The organism is Flaviramulus basaltis (assembly GCF_900114265.1).
Taxonomy (GTDB): domain Bacteria; phylum Bacteroidota; class Bacteroidia; order Flavobacteriales; family Flavobacteriaceae; genus Flaviramulus; species Flaviramulus basaltis.
Window position 1 is genome coordinate 122,442 of the sequence record NZ_FPKV01000004.1, and the last position, 17,017, is coordinate 139,458.

A 17,017-nucleotide genomic window follows, 5' to 3' on the forward strand; every position below is an offset into this window, starting at 1 on the left:
TAGTTTTAAAAATTATTCCCCTCCTTCAAGGACATCAACTTTTTCTTTTAAACTTTTATACTTATCTGTTTCACCAAGAATACTATAAATATTCATTAATGTTTTAGCTGCATTTAGATTTTTATCATCTAACTCTAATGCTTTTGCTAAATAAGGAACGGCTTCTTTATATAAACCTTGTCTTTTTTCTCTTAACTCATCATAGCGTTTGTCATCTGCTTTTGATGTTCCTAAACCATTCATCTCTTCAATAATTGGTTGCTCTTGATTTAATACTAATGCTGATAAATTGATATATGCATTTACATATTTAGGATCTAACTCAACTGCTTTTTCATAATATGCCTTTGCCTCTGCTAATTCCTTTGATTCGGCTGCTATGACTCCTAAATTATATTGTAATTCAGGATTACTAGGATCCATTTCTGTTGCCTTTTGTAGCAAGTTTTTGAACTCTTCAGTATTACCCATTTTATAATGAACATTAGCTTCAGATAATAATAAATTAATATCGTCTGGACTTTCTGCTCTAGCATCTTTCATAGCAGCTAAAGCTTTTTCATTATCGCCTTCACTAACATATATTAAAGCTATGTTCTTTACTATTTCTGGTTTTTTTGACTCAGTTAAACGCTCACCTGGTTTAATGTGACTTTTGGATTTAACATAAATATCTCTAGTGTTTTTGTCTAAAACTACTTCTTCACCAGATTCAACTTCAGTTGCGAAATATTGCTTTTCAATACCTGTATAACCTATATCTTTAAGCTCTTCATATAATGTTAAAGCACGGTCATATTCTTTTACATTAACAGCCGTTGCTGCTGCATAATATAAAAACACAGTATCCTTTTTAGTTAATCTGTAAGCTTTTTCAAAAAACTTAGATGATGTTGAAAAATCTTTTTTCTCGTAAGCAGAATTTCCTTTTGTAAGCAAATTATTTGCCATTTCTTGCTTCATTTGAGCTATTTCTGATGGGTAAGCCTCTTTTGCTTTTTCTAAATTCTCTAAACTACTATCTACATCTGTAATAGATCCTGCACCTCCAGCGTATAATGCTTGTCCTTTTAAGTAGTAAAATTTTGATTTAGTTTTTTCGTCCATAGCAGACATTAAACCTTCTGCCTGATTTAAAGCTAATTTAGCTTCAGCATAGTTATTTGATTTTATTGCTTTCTCTGCTGTTTTCAATTCTTTCTTCTGTGCAAATGAAAAGGCACATATTGAAAAAGATAAAGCAATGATAATTTGTTTTTTCATTTTAAATAATATTAAGTTTAATTTTCAGTGTTATTTTCGTCTATGGAATTATCAAGAGTTGTGCCATCTTTTAAATCATCAGTGTTTTCAATGGTTTCAACGTCTTCAACTTCTTCATCATCATGCATTACTTTTGCAACAGCTGCAATAGAATCATTCCCTTTCAAGTTAATTAATTTTACACCTTGAGTGGCTCTTCCCATTGTTCTTAAGTTTTGAACAGCTAATCTTATTGCGATTCCAGATTTATTAATAATCATTAAATCATCATTATCTGTAACTGTTTTTATAGCGACTAAACTACCTGTTTTTTCGGTAATAGAAATAGTTTTTACACCTTTCCCTCCACGGTTAGTAATTCTGTAAACTGCTTCTCCATCTTCTGGATCATCAATATAAGTTCGTTTACCATAACCATTTTCTGAAACCACAAGCACTGTTTGCTCCAATGGATTCTCTACCGTTACCATACCAATAACTTCATCTTTAGCATTAGCAAGTGTAATACCTCTAACTCCAGAAGCTCCTCTACCCATTGGTCTTGTTTTTGCTTCTTCAAAACGGATAGCTTTACCAGATTTTAAGGCTAACATAACTTGGCTTTCTCCTGTTGTTAACTTAGCCTCTAATAATACATCATTATCCTTAATAGTTATGGCATTAATACCATTTGTACGTGGACGTGAATATTGTTCTAAAGATGTCTTTTTAACTTGACCATTTTTAGTTGCCATTATAACATAATGACTATTTATGTATTCTTCATCTTTTAAATCTTGAGTACAGATGAAAGCCATTACTTTATCATCTTGTTCAATATTTATAAGGTTTTGAATAGCACGTCCTTTTGAAGTTTTACTTCCTTCTGGGATTTCGTAAACACGCATCCAGAAACATTTTCCTTTTTGTGTAAAGAACAACATGTATTGATGGTTTGTACCAACAAATAAATGTTCTAAGAAATCTTCATTACGTGTTGTTGATGCTTTTTGACCAACTCCTCCTCTATTTTGAGTTTTGTACTCGGTAAGTGAGGTACGTTTTATATATCCTGCGTGAGAAATAGTTATAACTACTTGCTCATTAGGAATCATATCTTCTATACTTAAATCGCCTCCAGCATATTCAATAACTGAACGTCGCTCATCACCATACTTATCTCTAACAACTTCTAATTCCTCTTTAATGATATCCATTCTGCGATCTTTCTTATCTAAGATATCTTTAAGATCGATAATTGTTTTCATAATTTCTTCGTACTCAGAACGTAATTTATCTTGCTCTAAACCTGTAAGCTGACGCAAACGCATCTCTACAATAGCCTTAGCTTGAATTTCTGAAAGTTCGAAACGTTTTATTAAATTTTCGCGTGCTTCATCAGCATTTGACGAGGCTCTAATAATTGCGATAACTTCGTCTATATTATCTGAAGCAATAATTAATCCTTCTAAAATATGTGCGCGCTCTTCCGCTTTACGTAACTCATAAGTAGTACGTCTTACAACAACTTCATGTCTGTGTTCAACGAAATAATGAATTAGTTCTTTTAAGTTTAATAACTGAGGACGACCATTTACTAATGCAATATTATTTACACTAAAAGATGATTGTAAAGCCGTGTATTTAAATAATTTATTAAGAACGATGTTAGGAATTGCATCACGTTTTAAAACGTAAACGATTCGCATCCCGTTTCTATCTGATTCATCACGAATTGTAGATATTCCTTCTAATTTTTTTTCATTTACCAAGTCTGCAGTTTTCTTAATCATATCTGCCTTATTCACTTGGTAAGGAATCTCGTCAACGATTATACACTCACGTCCATTTACCTCTTCAATATTGGTTTTAGCACGCATCATAATACGTCCACGACCTGTATGAAACGCTTCTTTAACGCCATCATAGCCATAAATAGTTCCTCCTGTTGGAAAATCTGGTGCTTTAATGTAAGTGATTAACTCATCTATTTCAATGTCGCTATTTTCAATATATGCAATAGTTCCATTAACAACCTCTGTTAAATTGTGAGGAGGCATATTAGTAGCCATACCAACTGCAATACCTGATGCTCCATTAACTAAAAGTCCAGGAATTCGTGTTGGTAAAACTGTTGGTTCTTGTAAAGTATCATCAAAATTCAGTTTGTGATCAACAGTTTCTTTATCAATATCTGCCAACATGTCTTCAGATATTTTACGCATACGTGCCTCTGTATAACGCATTGCTGCTGGACTATCACCATCAATAGAACCAAAATTCCCTTGTCCATCAACAAGCATATAACGCAAGCTCCATTCTTGAGCCATACGTACCATAGCATCATAAACTGATGTATCACCGTGTGGGTGGTATTTTCCTAAAACTTCTCCAACTATTCTTGCGGATTTTTTATGTGCTGTATTAGCTCTAACACCTAGTTCATGCATACCAAAAAGCACACGTCTATGAACAGGTTTTAAACCATCTCTTACATCTGGTAAAGCACGTGACACAATGACTGACATTGAATAGTCAATGTAAGCCGATTTCATCTCATCCTCAATATTAATAGGGATCAATTTTTCTCCTTCTGCCATATATAATCTAATTTAGTTTTATGTGTATTTCAAAACGTGCTAATATAAGAATTTCAATAGTATTGGTAGGTCTTTTAATCGTGTTTTTCGAGTTTTTTTATTAACAATTATACCTGCTTTTTTAGTTAATAAGTATCATTTAAAATATTTTGATTTTATACAGTTTTTTTCGTCAATTAGCATCAAACACATATTTTTAGGTATAGTTTTTGCCTATGGTTAAATGTTTTACTATTTTTAATGCAGAAAGGACACTATTTATGGATGATAATTTTTCCCCAAGAGTAAAAGATGTTATTGCTTTTAGCAAAGAAGAAGCATTGCGCTTAGGCCATGATTTTATTGGTACTGAACACCTAATGCTTGGTCTTTTGCGAGACGGTAATGGGAAAGCAATAAACATACTTAACGCCTTAGATATTGATTTAAATCACTTAAGACGAAAAGTTGAAATACTAAGTCCTGCAAACCCAAATATTGCTGTAGCTTCAAATCAAAAAAAGAATTTACATCTTACAAGGCAAGCAGAACGCGCTTTAAAAACCACGTTTTTAGAGGCTAAACTTTTTCAAAGTACATCAATTAACACAGCACACCTATTGCTTTGTATTTTGAGAAATGAAAACGACCCCACTACCAAACTTTTAAATAAATTAAAAGTTGACTACGATAATGTTAAAGAACAATTTAAATTTATGATTACAAACGACAACAATTATATAGAACCAAAAGCTGAATTCCAAGATGATGACGTAAGTCCGGAAGATGAAGGAACAAAAGACGTTTTTAACACACCTGCTGGAAAATCTAACAAGAAGTCTAAAACTCCTGTTTTAGATAATTTTGGACGTGATTTAACTGCTTTAGCAGAAGAAGGCAAATTAGACCCTGTAGTTGGTCGAGAAAAAGAAATACAACGTGTTTCACAAGTTTTAAGTAGAAGAAAGAAAAACAATCCACTTTTAATTGGTGAACCTGGTGTTGGGAAATCTGCCATTGCAGAAGGTTTAGCACTTAGAATTATAAAACGAAAAGTTTCAAGAATTCTATTCAACAAACGTGTTGTTACTTTAGATTTAGCAAGTTTAGTTGCTGGAACGAAGTATCGTGGACAGTTTGAAGAACGTATGAAAGCTGTAATGAACGAGCTTGAAAAGAATGATGATGTTATTCTTTTTATTGATGAAATTCATACTATAGTTGGTGCTGGTGGAGCTACTGGAAGTTTAGATGCTTCAAACATGTTTAAACCTGCCTTAGCTCGTGGCGAAATTCAATGTATTGGTGCTACAACTTTAGATGAATACAGACAATATATAGAAAAAGATGGTGCCTTAGAGCGTCGTTTCCAAAAGGTAATTGTTGAACCAACTACAGTTGAAGAAACCATTGAAATTCTTAACAATATTAAAGGCAAATACGAAGAACATCATAATGTTGATTATACTCCAGAAGCTATTGAAGCTTGTGTAAAACTAACAAATAGATATATGACAGAACGCTTTTTACCAGACAAAGCCATTGATGCTTTAGATGAAGCGGGTTCTCGTGTTCATATTACTAATATAGAAGTTCCTAAGCAAATTTTAGAGCTTGAAAAGCAACTTGAAGGTATTAAAGAAACCAAAAATGCTGTTGTTAGAAAACAAAAATATGAAGAAGCTGCTAAACTTAGAGATGATGAAAAACGCATTGAAAAGGAATTAGCCATAGCTCAAGAAAAATGGGAAGAAGACACTAAACAACATCGCGAAATTGTAACAGAAGATAATGTTGCAGATGTTGTATCAATGATGACTGGTGTTCCTGTAAACAGAATTGCACAAACAGAAATTAATAAATTGGCCGAATTACCAACCCTTATAAAAGGAAAAGTTATTGGTCAAGATGAAGCGGTTGCCAAAGTTGTTAAGGCTATTCAGCGTAATCGTGCAGGACTTAAAGATCCTAATAAGCCAATTGGGTCATTTATATTTTTAGGACAAACAGGTGTTGGAAAAACACAATTAGCAAAAGTATTATCTCGGGAATTATTTGATAGTGAAGATTCACTGGTTAGAATAGACATGAGTGAATATATGGAGAAATTTGCTATTTCCAGATTAGTTGGTGCACCTCCAGGATATGTGGGTTATGAAGAAGGAGGTCAATTAACAGAAAAAATTAGACGTAAGCCTTATGCCGTTGTTCTTTTGGATGAAATTGAAAAAGCTCACCCAGATGTATTCAATATGCTTTTACAAGTACTTGACGATGGTTATTTAACTGATAGTTTAGGTAGAAAAATAGATTTTAGAAATACCATCATCATTATGACATCCAATATTGGTGCTCGTAAACTTAAAGACTTTGGCACAGGCATTGGTTTTGGTACATCATCACAAAAAGCACAAGAAGACGCTAACGCTAGAAGCGTTATTGAAAATGCGCTTAAAAAATCGTTTGCCCCAGAGTTTCTAAATAGAATTGATGATGTAGTTGTGTTCAATTCTTTAGAGAAAGAAGACATCAACAAAATTATTGATATCGAATTAGAAAAACTTCTACTTAGAATCAAAAACTTAGGTTATAATTTAACAATTACAAATAGTGCAAAAGATTTTATAGCTGAAAAAGGTTTTGATAAACAATACGGAGCAAGACCATTAAATAGAGCTATTCAAAAGTATGTTGAAGATGCTTTAGCTGAAGAAATTGTAGCATCACACTTACAAGAAGGCGATAGCATTAAAATAGATTTAGATAAGAAAAAAGAAGAATTAAGCATATCAATAGATAAGGCCGAAAAGCCTGCAGAATCTTAATTTCTAGATATATCACCTCACAAAAAAGCTCGAATTTTTAATTTTCGAGCTTTTTTTTTACTTTAAATTTATTATATTAGGGTTATGAAAAAAACCTTAAAACTACCTGTAGGGACTTTTTATATTTACAATGATTACCTAATTGTTGAAGCCAATGAAGGAGAAACTGTTACAGTAGAATCTAATGACATTTTAGTAGACATTGCTGACACTTATTACAGTGGAAAAGAATTTGTCTACATAACAAATCGGATAAATTCTTATTCTGTAGATCCAGCAGTATACAGTAAAACGTCTCTAATTACAAATTTAGTTGGATTTGCAGTAGTTGCTACTAATTATATTTCATTAAGTAATGCTGAGATAGAAAAGTTATTTTTAAGCAAACCTTTTGAATCATTTACAGAACTTGAAAAAGCTATAAGTTGGGCGAAATCAATTATTAAACAGAATAACACAAATATAAAAACATCTGATTTTTAAATTCTATCTATTTTTACAAACCAAAATCCTACACTCTTTAAGTCCGTAGGATTTTTTTTTTTTGCAAAACTGTAACAAATAAATAAAGTACTAATCTATACTATAACAATATGTTTTTTTGACGTCAACCAAATTAAATACAGAACAACTTATTCAACTTTGTAAGTCTGGAAACCAATCTGCACAATTGGAAATTTATAACAGATATTATAAAGCAATGTATAACACTTCTTTCAGAATTGTAAAAAACAGTTTTGAAGCAGAAGATGTCATGCAAGATTCATTTCTCTTAGCATTTGCGCAATTAGAAAGCCTTAGAGAAGACAGCATATTTGGAGCTTGGTTAAAACGAATTGTTATAAATAAAAGTATTTATCATTATAAGAAAAAAAATAAATACCAAGAAGTTGCTTTAGATGATATGCTTTATAAAATTGAAGATAATTCTAACGGAATTGATAGTGATTATGAGTTTACAAACTTAAAAGCACAACAAGTTTTAAACATCATGAAAACACTAAAAGATAATTATAGAATTATACTAACATTAAATCTAATTGAAGGGTATGATTATGAAGAAATTAGTGAGATTATGAATTTATCTAATGCTAATTGCCGTACAATAATTTCAAGAGCTAAAGATAGTTTAAGGCAAAAACTGCAAACTGCAATTGAGTATTAAACAAATTAATTATGAGTAAAAATAATTTAGAAAATTTATTCAAGAATTTAGAAAACACCTTTGATGTTGAAATGCCAGAAACTGGACATGAAACACGTTTTCTTGATAAATTAAATACAAAAAAGGAAGCCATAAAAATAATAGCTTCTAAAAGAACTATTTGGAAACCGTTACTAGGTATCGCAGCTTCCATTGTAATAATTATAACCATTTTTATTAGTACACCAAAACAAAAAACCTCGAGCGATTTAGCAAGTGTTTCTCCAAAAATGGCAGAAGCTCAAGACTTTTTTACTTTAACTATAAATGATGAGTTAAACAAACTTAATAGTGAAGCTTCACCAGAAGTACAAGGATTAATAAATGATGCATTATTGCAAATTAAAAAATTAGAAGAAAATTATAATTCTTTAAAAACAGATTTACAAGAAAGTGGTGATGACAATCGAGTTATCTATGCTATGATATCAAATTTTCAAAACAGAATAGACATTCTACAAAACACTTTAAATCAAATCAAAAACGTAAAACAATTAAAAAATTCATCAAATGAAACGAGCATTACAATTTAGAACTTTTATAACATTATTGATGCTACCATTATTCATATCAGCTTCAACAGAAATAAAGGACAAACACTCAAAAACAAAAACTATTAAAAAAGAGTTTTCAGTTAACTCAAATGCAACTTTAAAAGTAAAAAACAGCTACGGAAACTTAGATATAGTAACGTGGAATGAAAACCGAATAGTTTTTGAAATCACAATAACGACTTCGGGAAATAATGAAGAAAAGGTTGAAGAAAAACTAAGCGAAATAGATGTTAAGTTTTCATCCTCTTCAGATTTTGTTTCTGCCGAAACCGAGTTTAGTAAAAACAAGTCTAACTCTTGGTGGAATTGGAATAGTAAAAACAATGTAAACATGAAGGTTAATTATGTTATTAAAATGCCAATTACAAATAGTGTTAATTTAAATAATGATTACGGAAATATTAATTTAGAAAAACTAGAAGGAAGAGCTGAAATTAATTGCGATTATGGTAAAATAACAACCAAAGAATTAATGGCCGATAATAATATTCTAAATTTTGATTATACAAAAGGCTGCTATTTTGAATACATAAAAAGCGGAAAAATAAATGCAGATTATAGTGGTTTTACAATATCAAAAAGTAAAAAAATAGACATTAATGCAGATTATACAAATTCTGAAATTGAAATAGCCGAAGACATTAATTATAATTGTGATTATGGTAATATTAACGTTGGAAAAACAAATAACATTACTGGCAATGGTGATTATTTAACTACTGTAATTGGTGATGTATATAAAAATGTTTCTATAAAAGCAGACTATGGTTCTATAAAAATAAATAGAATGAATGAAAATGCTGGAAATGTTACTATCAAATCAGACTATGTGGGCATTAAAATTGGTTACGCATCTGGATATAACTTTAATTTTGAAATCGATTTAGGATATGCATCATTAAATGATGACAACGACTTAGAATTCACAAATAAAGTTATCGAATCAACAGACAAATACTATGCTGGATACCGTGGTAATAATTCTTCAGGAAATAAAATTTCTGTATCATCAGATTATGGAAGTTTAACTTTATATAAAAATTAATCCATCTCATCTAAATCAACAAAAATGAAAACATTAATCAAAAAACGAGCAGTATTAATCATTACATTACTATTATTTGTAGCAACATCAAATGCACAATGGAAAAAAATTAAAGGTAATGGGAATATGACCACAGAAACTAGAACCACATCAAATTATGATGGCATAAAATGTTCTGGTTCATTCGATTACAAATTAGTAAGTGGTACAGAAGGTAAAATTACTATTGAAGCAGAAGAAAACTTACTTGAATATATTATAATAGAAGTAAAGGATAATAATTTAATAGTGAAAACTAAAAAAGGTACAAACTTAAGTTCTAGCAATAAAAAAGGTATTGTAATAACTATACCTTTTGAAGATATTAGCAATGTTTCACTTTCTGGATCTGGTGATTTATGGAATGAAGATAAAATAAATTCATCTAACTTTTCGGTTTCTTTATCAGGTTCTGGTGATATGATTATAGATTTAAACTCAACATCTGTTAATGCTGCTATTTCTGGATCTGGCGATTTAACAGTAAAAGGAAACACGACTAACCTCGAAGCTCGTGTTTCTGGTTCTGGTGATTTTCATGGTTTTGATTTACAATCAAATAATACTGATGTTTCTGTTGCTGGCTCAGGCGATGCAAGAGTTACCAGTAATGAAACTTTAAAAGCGAGAGTTGCTGGTTCTGGAGATATTGTCTACAAAGGCAATCCAAAAACAGATACTAAAGTTGCAGGTTCGGGGAGTATTTCAAAATAAATTAAACTAAAATATTTTTTAAAAAAGAGTAATAATAATTAATTATTATTACTCTTTTTTATGCATTCTGTTTAGGTACTCTAAACAATAAAACTATCCCAATCAAAAAGAAAATAAACAAAAATAAAATAGCGTTTCGCATGGTGCCAGTAATTTGATCTATAGTAGCAAAAATGACCATGCCTATTACAATTCCAATTTTTTCAGCTACATCAAAAAAACTAAAATAAGATGTGGTATCTTCTGTTTCAGGCAAAAATTTAGAATACGTTGATCGTGCTAATGATTGAATGCCTCCCATAACTAAACCAACTATGCTTGCTGCAATGTAAAACTGAATAGGCGTTTGCATAAAGTATGCATAAAAACATAAACTCATCCAAATTAAATTAACTCCAATAAGTGTTTTTATATTACCAAATATAGAAGATGCTTTCGATGTTAAAAACGCACCTAAAACAGCCACCAACTGGATAACTAAAATGCTAACTATTAATCCTGTTGTTTTTTCACTATCGCTGCCCCAAGCAATTTCTTCTTCGCCAAAGTAAACAGCAACTAACATAATGGTTTGTACCGCCATACTAAACACAAAAAAGGCATATAAATAACGCTTTAATCTTAAATTCAACTTTAATTGTTTCCAAACTTGCTGTAACTCTTTTAGTCCATTAAAAACTACAGCTCTTGTAACTTTATGACCACTAGAGGCTCCTTTTGGCAACCAATAAAATGAGTATTGACTAAATAAAATCCACCATAAACCAACAGTAATAAATGAATAGCGCATCATCTGCATTTTAGATTCCCCGTCGTCCTGACTCATCACCATCCCTAAATTCAAAATCAGTAAAACAACACTACCAAAATAACCTAATGAAAACCCTTTCGCACTTACACTATCTTGCTGTTCTGGAAATGCAATATCTGGTAAATATGAATTATAAAACACCAAACTCCCCCAATACCCTATTAAACCCATAAAATAAAACAAAATACTTAAGTAAATATGATCTAAGCTAAACCAATACAATCCCATGCAACCTAAACCTCCAACATAGCAAAAAAACTTCATAAAATTCTTTTTGTTTCCAACATAATCTGCAATCCCCGAAAGAATTGGAGATGTAAATGCTACAACCAAAAAAGTAAATGCAGTAACAAAAGTTATTAACGCTGTACTCTTAAACTCAAAGCCAAAAGCTTGAACTGTTTTTATTTCTGAGAGAAATAATGCAGAATAAAATATTGGAAATATAGAAGATGCAATGGTTAGTGTATAAACTGAGTTTGCCCAATCATAAAAAGCCCATGCATTTAGAAGTTTTTTACTTCCTTTTTTTAATGTTACCATAATAAAAAAGCTGCCTTTTATTGGCAGCTCCTAAAGTAATCAAATATTTTATATTCCTAGTATTTCCCTAATGGTCTAAAACTAGTAACTCCATATTTTTTGGCCTCAATTTTAGCTTGAGGAGCCAATGCCTTTAAATTAGCAATACGCGAATCATTAGATGGGTGAGTGCTTAAAAATTCTGGCTGAGCTTGGCCCCCACTATTTGCTTTCATTCGTTCCCACAATATAGAAGCTTCTTCTGGATTGTAACCAGCAATTGCCATTAAATATATACCTATTTTATCTGCTTCAGTTTCATGACTTCTACTAAAAGGAAGCATTCCTGCAACATTAGAAACAACCCCAAACGATTGGTTGAAAATACCTTGAGCTTGTTGGTCTTTTGCCAAAGCAACATTACCTGCTACTGCTAAACCTTGTTGCAAATATGCTGCACTCATGCGTTGTTGCCCATGATTTGCCAATGCGTGAGCTACTTCATGCCCCATTATAGCCGCAATACCTGTTTCATTATCTGCAATTGGTAAAATACCTGTATAAAAAGCAATTTTTCCACCAGGCATACACCAAGCATTTACTTGCTCAGATTCAATAAGCGAATACTCCCATTTATAATCTTTTAAATACCCTTCAAAACCATTTGCATTAAGGTAACGCTCTGCAGCTACAGCAATACGTTGACCTACACGAGTAATCATTTCTGCATTTGCTGTTCCTTTTATTATTTTATTTTCGGTAAGCACTTCATTATATTGAGCAAAAGCAGATGGAAATAGCTGATTATTTGAAACAAATGCCATTGTTTTCTTTCCTGTAAATGGATTTGTAGCACATGATATAATTAATAGTGCTATTCCAAAAGTTAATATTATTTTATTCAGTTTCATGGTTATAAATTTTTTTAATTGTTTATAAAAATACAAAAATCATACCTTTAATATGTGACACACTTTAAATTAATTGGTCACGTTGATAAAAAAATATTTTATATTTTCATGTTATGTTCTTCATGTAAACACGACTATTTTAAAATAAAAATAAAATATGAAAAATCTACTGGTTCTCTTAATTGTATTATTCGCATTTAACTGCAAAGGAAACACTCAAAAAAAAACTCAAAAAGCATATACAGTTTCTAAAACTGAAGCAGAATGGAAAACTCAATTATCTGATCAAGAGTTTTACGTACTAAGAAAGGCAGGAACTGAGCGTCCATTTTCAAGTTCCTTAAATAAAAATTATAAAGAAGGAACTTATGTATGTGCAGCTTGTGACACTCCTTTATTTAAAAGTGAGCATAAGTTTGATTCTGGTACTGGTTGGCCAAGTTTTGACCAAGAAATTGAAGGCAACGTTGCTTTTGGATCAGATAATAATTTAGGTTACTCACGTGATGAAGAACATTGTGCTGTTTGTGGTGGACATTTAGGACATGTTTTTAATGATGGACCTAGAGAAACAACAGGTAAAAGACATTGTATTAATGGTGTTGCATTAAAATTTATTCCAAAAAAATAAAATTATATTTGATAATATGGAAAGCTATTTAACAAGTATTATCAAACAATTTGAATACTACAAAAGTTTAGGAGATAAAACATTTTCGCAACTTACTTTTGAAGAAATACAATGGCAAAGTGATGCCGATTCAAATAGTATTTCAATAATTGTAAAGCACTTAGTTGGTAATATGCTAAGTAGATGGACAAACTTTTTAACCGAAGATGGTGAAAAAGAATGGCGTAATCGTGATGATGAATTTGTGAATAATTTCAATTCTAAAGAAGACATTATTGCTGCTTGGGAAAGCGGTTGGTTTTGTTTATTTAAAGCTATTAGACCTTTAAAAGAAACTGATTTAGAACAAATTATTTACATTAGAAACGGCGGGCATACAGTAGTCGAAGCTATTAATAGACAATTGGCACATTATTCCTACCATGTTGGGCAAATTGTTTTTTTAGGAAAACTTTTAAAAGGTAACGAATGGCAATCTCTTTCTATTCCTAAAGGTGATTCTTCAAAATATAATCAAGAAAAATTTAGCAAAGAAAAAGGTAAACGCCATTTTACTGATGATTTATAAATCTAAACTTTATGCCTCTTTTTAAAAGGACGAATAATTAAACGTGCTTCCCTATCAAAACGCACATAATTATAAACCCAGTTTACAAAAACCACCATTCTATTTCTAAAACCTATCAAGAAAAATAAGTGAACAAACATCCAAACATACCACGCAAAAACACCTTGGAATTTAAAGTTTTTTAAATCTACCACAGCTTTATTTCTACCTATAGTTGCCATGGCACCTTTATCTTTATAACTAAAGGCTTTCATGGGTTTATCTTCAATAAATTCTAAAATATTATCCCCTAATTGCTCTCCTTGTTGAATAGCAGGTTGCGCCATCATAGGCAATCCATTTGGAAATTCGTCGTTTGCCATACAAGCAATATCTCCAATAGCAAAAATATGATTAAAGCCTTTTACTTGATTATATTCATTAACTAAAACTCTATTTCCTCGGGTTATAAATTCTTCAGCATCTAAACCTTTTATGGTAGCTCCTTTTACTCCTGCCGCCCAAACTACCGTTTCTGCCTCAAAAGTTAAATCTGAATTTGTGGTAACTGTTTTTCCATCGTAATTAGTAACTCTCACATTTTTCCATACATTAACGCCTAATTTTTCTAAAAAATCTTCTGCTTTTTTTGAAGCGTTTTCACTCATACCTTTTAAAATACAATCGCTTGATTGTATAATATGAATTTGAGCCATACGTGTATCTAAATCTGGATAATCTTTTGGTAAAATCCCTTTTTTAATTTCGGCCAAAGCACCTGCAAGCTCTACTCCTGTTGGTCCACCACCAACTATTACAAAATTCATAAGTGCATTACGTTCTTTTAAATCTGATGTTAATAAAGCATCTTCAAAATTTTCAAGAATTAAACTTCTTAAATTTAAAGATTGAGGTATGGTTTTCATAGCCATACTATGTTTCTCAATTTCGGAATTACCAAAAAAATTGGTTTCAGAACCTGATGCTACAACCAAGTAATCAAAGTTTAAATCTCCAATATTTGTCTTTACTATATTTTCCTTAGCATCAATTTCATTAACATTTGCTAATCGAAAATAGAAGTTTGGGAAATCTTTTAATATCTTTCTAATAGGATAAGCAATAGAATCTGGTTCTAAACCACCTGTTGATACTTGATATAATAAAGGTTGAAAAGTGTGATAGTTATTTTTATCCAAAAGCACAACTTGTACTTCTTGTTTTGATAGTTTTTTTGCTAGGGCAACACCTGCAAAACCACCTCCAATAATAACGACTCTGGGGAAACTTGTTCTTGGTATATTCATAAATAAATACTTGCTATGCAAAGGTAATATAAAGATGTAAATTTAAAGCCTTCTAAATTCTTTATTCAATTTAGGTTTCGTAAATTCGTTGCTTGAAATAACGATTAATTAATTGACATGAGTAAATACGATATTATTGTTCTTGGAAGTGGTCCTGGTGGTTATGTTGCCGCAATTAGAGCATCACAATTAGGTTTTAAAACTGCTATTATTGAAAAAGAAAGCCTTGGTGGTATTTGTCTAAATTGGGGTTGTATTCCAACAAAAGCATTATTAAAATCTGCCCAAGTATTTGAATATCTTAAACATGCTGAAGATTATGGTTTAAAAGTAAAAGATGCTGAACATGATTTTGATGCTGTTGTAAAACGTAGCCGTGGTGTTGCAGATGGAATGAGCAAAGGTGTTCAGTTCTTAATGAAGAAAAATAAAATTGATGTTATTAATGGTTACGGTAAATTAAAACCTGGTAAAAAGATTGATGTTGACGGTACCGAATATAGCGCTGATAATATTATAATTGCTACTGGTGCTCGCTCTCGTGAGCTACCAAGTTTGCCACAAGATGGTAAAAAAGTGATTGGTTATAGAGAAGCAATGTCTTTAGAAAAACAACCTAAAAAAATGATTGTGGTTGGTTCTGGAGCTATTGGTGTAGAGTTTGCTTATTTCTACAATTCTATGGGAACTGAGGTTACTGTGGTAGAATATTTACCAAATGTGGTTCCTGTTGAAGATGAAGACGTTTCTAAACAATTAGAGCGTTCATTCAAAAAAAGTGGTATAAATATTATGACTTCTGCCGAAGTAACAAGTGTTGATACATCTGGAGAAGGTGTAAAAGCAACTGTAAAAACTAAAAAAGGAGAAGAAGTTTTAGAAGCAGATATTATTTTAAGTGCTGTTGGTATTAAAACAAATATTGAAAATATTGGTTTAGAAGATGTTGGTATTGTTGTAGATAGAGATAAAATTATTGTAAACGATTTTTACCAAACAAATATTCCTGGTTATTATGCTATTGGAGATGTTACTCCTGGACAAGCTTTAGCACACGTTGCTTCTGCGGAAGGAATTCTTTGTGTTGAGAAATTAGCTGGACAACATGTTGAACCTTTAGATTATGGAAACATTCCAGGTTGTACATATTGTACTCCAGAAATTGCTTCTGTAGGTTTAACTGAAAAACAAGCTCGAGAAAAAGGTTTAGACATTAAAGTTGGTAAATTCCCTTTTTCAGCATCTGGAAAAGCGAGTGCAGCTGGAACAAAAGATGGTTTTGTGAAAGTGATTTTTGATGCAAAATATGGAGAATGGTTAGGTTGCCATATGATTGGTGCTGGTGTTACCGATATGATTGCCGAAGCTGTTTTAGGCAGAAAACTTGAAACTACAGGACACGAAGTACTAAAAGCAGTACATCCTCACCCAACAATGAGTGAAGCGGTTATGGAAGCTGTTGCTGATGCTTATGATGAAGTAATACATTTGTAGACTACTTAGATTTAAAGAAACCTTAGATTATTAATATAAAAAAAGTTCCAGAAATTTCTGGAACTTTTTTTATATCTATTATTTACTTTAGTAAATTAAAATCTAATTTTTTATACTTCTAATTTAAAACTTTGAATAGCCAATTCATAGCTCTGCAACCCAAAACCAAGAATAACACCTTTTGCATTTGGAGATATATAAGATTGATGCCTAAACTCTTCTCTATTAAAAGTATTTGAAATATGTACTTCTACAACAGGTGTTTCAATAGATTTTACGGCATCACCAATGCCAATTGAAGTATGCGTATAAGCCGCTGCATTTAAAATAATACCATCATAACTAAAACCAGCCTCGTGTAACTTATCAATAATTTCACCTTCTATATTAGATTGAAAATATTCGATTTCTACATTTTTATACTTGTCTTTTATTTTATCTAAAAATTCTGTAAAAGACAAACTACCATAAATAGCAGGTTCTCGTTTCCCTAATAAATTTAGATTTGGACCGTTGATGATGATTAATTTTTTCATGCGTTAAAGATATTTAAAAAAATTGCATAAAAAAAGGAAGCCAGTCGGCTTCCTTT

At 31.3% G+C, this 17,017-nt stretch carries 15 protein-coding genes; 9 read left to right on the plus strand and 6 right to left on the minus strand.

Features of this window, described 5'->3' with window-relative positions; genetic code table 11:
- Positions 1-12: 12 nt before the first annotated feature.
- Both BT151_RS15575 and gyrA read right to left on the minus strand, forming a co-directional pair.
- Positions 13-1,263 (minus strand): tetratricopeptide repeat protein, encoded by a 1,251-nt coding sequence (locus tag BT151_RS15575; protein ID WP_072403285.1) that lies wholly within the window; start codon positions 1,261-1,263, stop codon positions 13-15.
- Between the two features lie 17 nt (positions 1,264-1,280).
- Positions 1,281-3,842: a DNA gyrase subunit A gene (gene gyrA / locus BT151_RS15580; protein WP_072403286.1), complete on the minus strand. Its 2,562-nt coding sequence runs from the start codon at positions 3,840-3,842 to the stop codon at positions 1,281-1,283.
- Between the two features lie 260 nt (positions 3,843-4,102).
- Between gyrA and BT151_RS15585 the strand changes: the two genes are divergently transcribed.
- The 6 genes from BT151_RS15585 to BT151_RS15610 all read left to right on the plus strand — a co-directional run bounded on the left by BT151_RS15585 (position 4,103) and on the right by BT151_RS15610 (position 10,202).
- Entirely contained in the window at positions 4,103-6,646 is a 2,544-nt protein-coding gene (locus BT151_RS15585) for an ATP-dependent Clp protease ATP-binding subunit (RefSeq protein ID WP_072403465.1), read from the plus strand.
- A gap of 84 nt (positions 6,647-6,730) precedes the next feature.
- On the plus strand, positions 6,731-7,129 hold the full coding sequence (locus tag BT151_RS15590) for a hypothetical protein (protein ID WP_072403287.1): 399 nt from the start codon (positions 6,731-6,733) through the stop codon (positions 7,127-7,129).
- 118 nt (positions 7,130-7,247) lie between these two features.
- Positions 7,248-7,811, plus strand: coding sequence for an RNA polymerase sigma factor (locus tag BT151_RS15595; RefSeq protein ID WP_072403288.1), 564 nt, complete (start codon positions 7,248-7,250; stop codon positions 7,809-7,811).
- 11 nt (positions 7,812-7,822) lie between these two features.
- A complete protein-coding gene (locus BT151_RS15600) occupies positions 7,823-8,383 on the plus strand; it encodes a hypothetical protein (protein ID WP_072403289.1) in 561 nt (186 codons plus the stop codon).
- On the plus strand, positions 8,361-9,449 hold the full coding sequence (locus tag BT151_RS15605) for a DUF4097 family beta strand repeat-containing protein (RefSeq protein WP_072403290.1): 1,089 nt from the start codon (positions 8,361-8,363) through the stop codon (positions 9,447-9,449). The genes BT151_RS15600 and BT151_RS15605 overlap by 23 nt, the downstream gene beginning before the upstream one ends.
- 24 nt (positions 9,450-9,473) lie before the next feature.
- Complete coding sequence (locus tag BT151_RS15610; RefSeq protein WP_072403291.1) at positions 9,474-10,202, plus strand: head GIN domain-containing protein; 729 nt, start codon at positions 9,474-9,476, stop codon at positions 10,200-10,202.
- Between the two features lie 58 nt (positions 10,203-10,260).
- Here BT151_RS15610 and BT151_RS15615 read toward each other — a convergent pair whose 3' ends face one another.
- The gene (locus BT151_RS15615) at positions 10,261-11,556 is read right to left on the minus strand and encodes an MFS transporter (protein WP_072403292.1); all 1,296 of its coding nucleotides are present in this window, start codon (positions 11,554-11,556) and stop codon (positions 10,261-10,263) included.
- 56 nt (positions 11,557-11,612) lie between these two features.
- On the minus strand, positions 11,613-12,446 hold the full coding sequence (locus BT151_RS15620; protein ID WP_171946645.1) for a M48 family metallopeptidase: 834 nt from the start codon (positions 12,444-12,446) through the stop codon (positions 11,613-11,615).
- Positions 12,447-12,603: 157 nt separating this feature from the next.
- Between BT151_RS15620 and msrB the strand changes: the two genes are divergently transcribed.
- Positions 12,604-13,077: a peptide-methionine (R)-S-oxide reductase MsrB gene (gene msrB / locus BT151_RS15625; RefSeq protein ID WP_072403293.1), complete on the plus strand. Its 474-nt coding sequence runs from the start codon at positions 12,604-12,606 to the stop codon at positions 13,075-13,077.
- A gap of 16 nt (positions 13,078-13,093) precedes the next feature.
- Entirely contained in the window at positions 13,094-13,645 is a 552-nt protein-coding gene (locus tag BT151_RS15630) for a DUF1572 family protein (RefSeq protein ID WP_072403294.1), read from the plus strand.
- A 2-nt stretch (positions 13,646-13,647) separates the two neighbouring features.
- Here BT151_RS15630 and BT151_RS15635 read toward each other — a convergent pair whose 3' ends face one another.
- The gene (locus BT151_RS15635; RefSeq protein WP_072403295.1) at positions 13,648-14,931 is read right to left on the minus strand and encodes an NAD(P)/FAD-dependent oxidoreductase; all 1,284 of its coding nucleotides are present in this window, start codon (positions 14,929-14,931) and stop codon (positions 13,648-13,650) included.
- 117 nt (positions 14,932-15,048) lie between these two features.
- Between BT151_RS15635 and lpdA the strand changes: the two genes are divergently transcribed.
- Positions 15,049-16,425, plus strand: coding sequence for a dihydrolipoyl dehydrogenase (lpdA, locus tag BT151_RS15640; RefSeq protein ID WP_072403296.1), 1,377 nt, complete (start codon positions 15,049-15,051; stop codon positions 16,423-16,425).
- A 110-nt stretch (positions 16,426-16,535) separates the two neighbouring features.
- Here the strand turns inward: lpdA and aroQ are convergent, their stop codons facing one another.
- Positions 16,536-16,961 (minus strand): type II 3-dehydroquinate dehydratase, encoded by a 426-nt coding sequence (gene aroQ, locus BT151_RS15645; RefSeq protein ID WP_072403297.1) that lies wholly within the window; start codon positions 16,959-16,961, stop codon positions 16,536-16,538.
- Positions 16,962-17,017 lie beyond the last annotated feature (56 nt).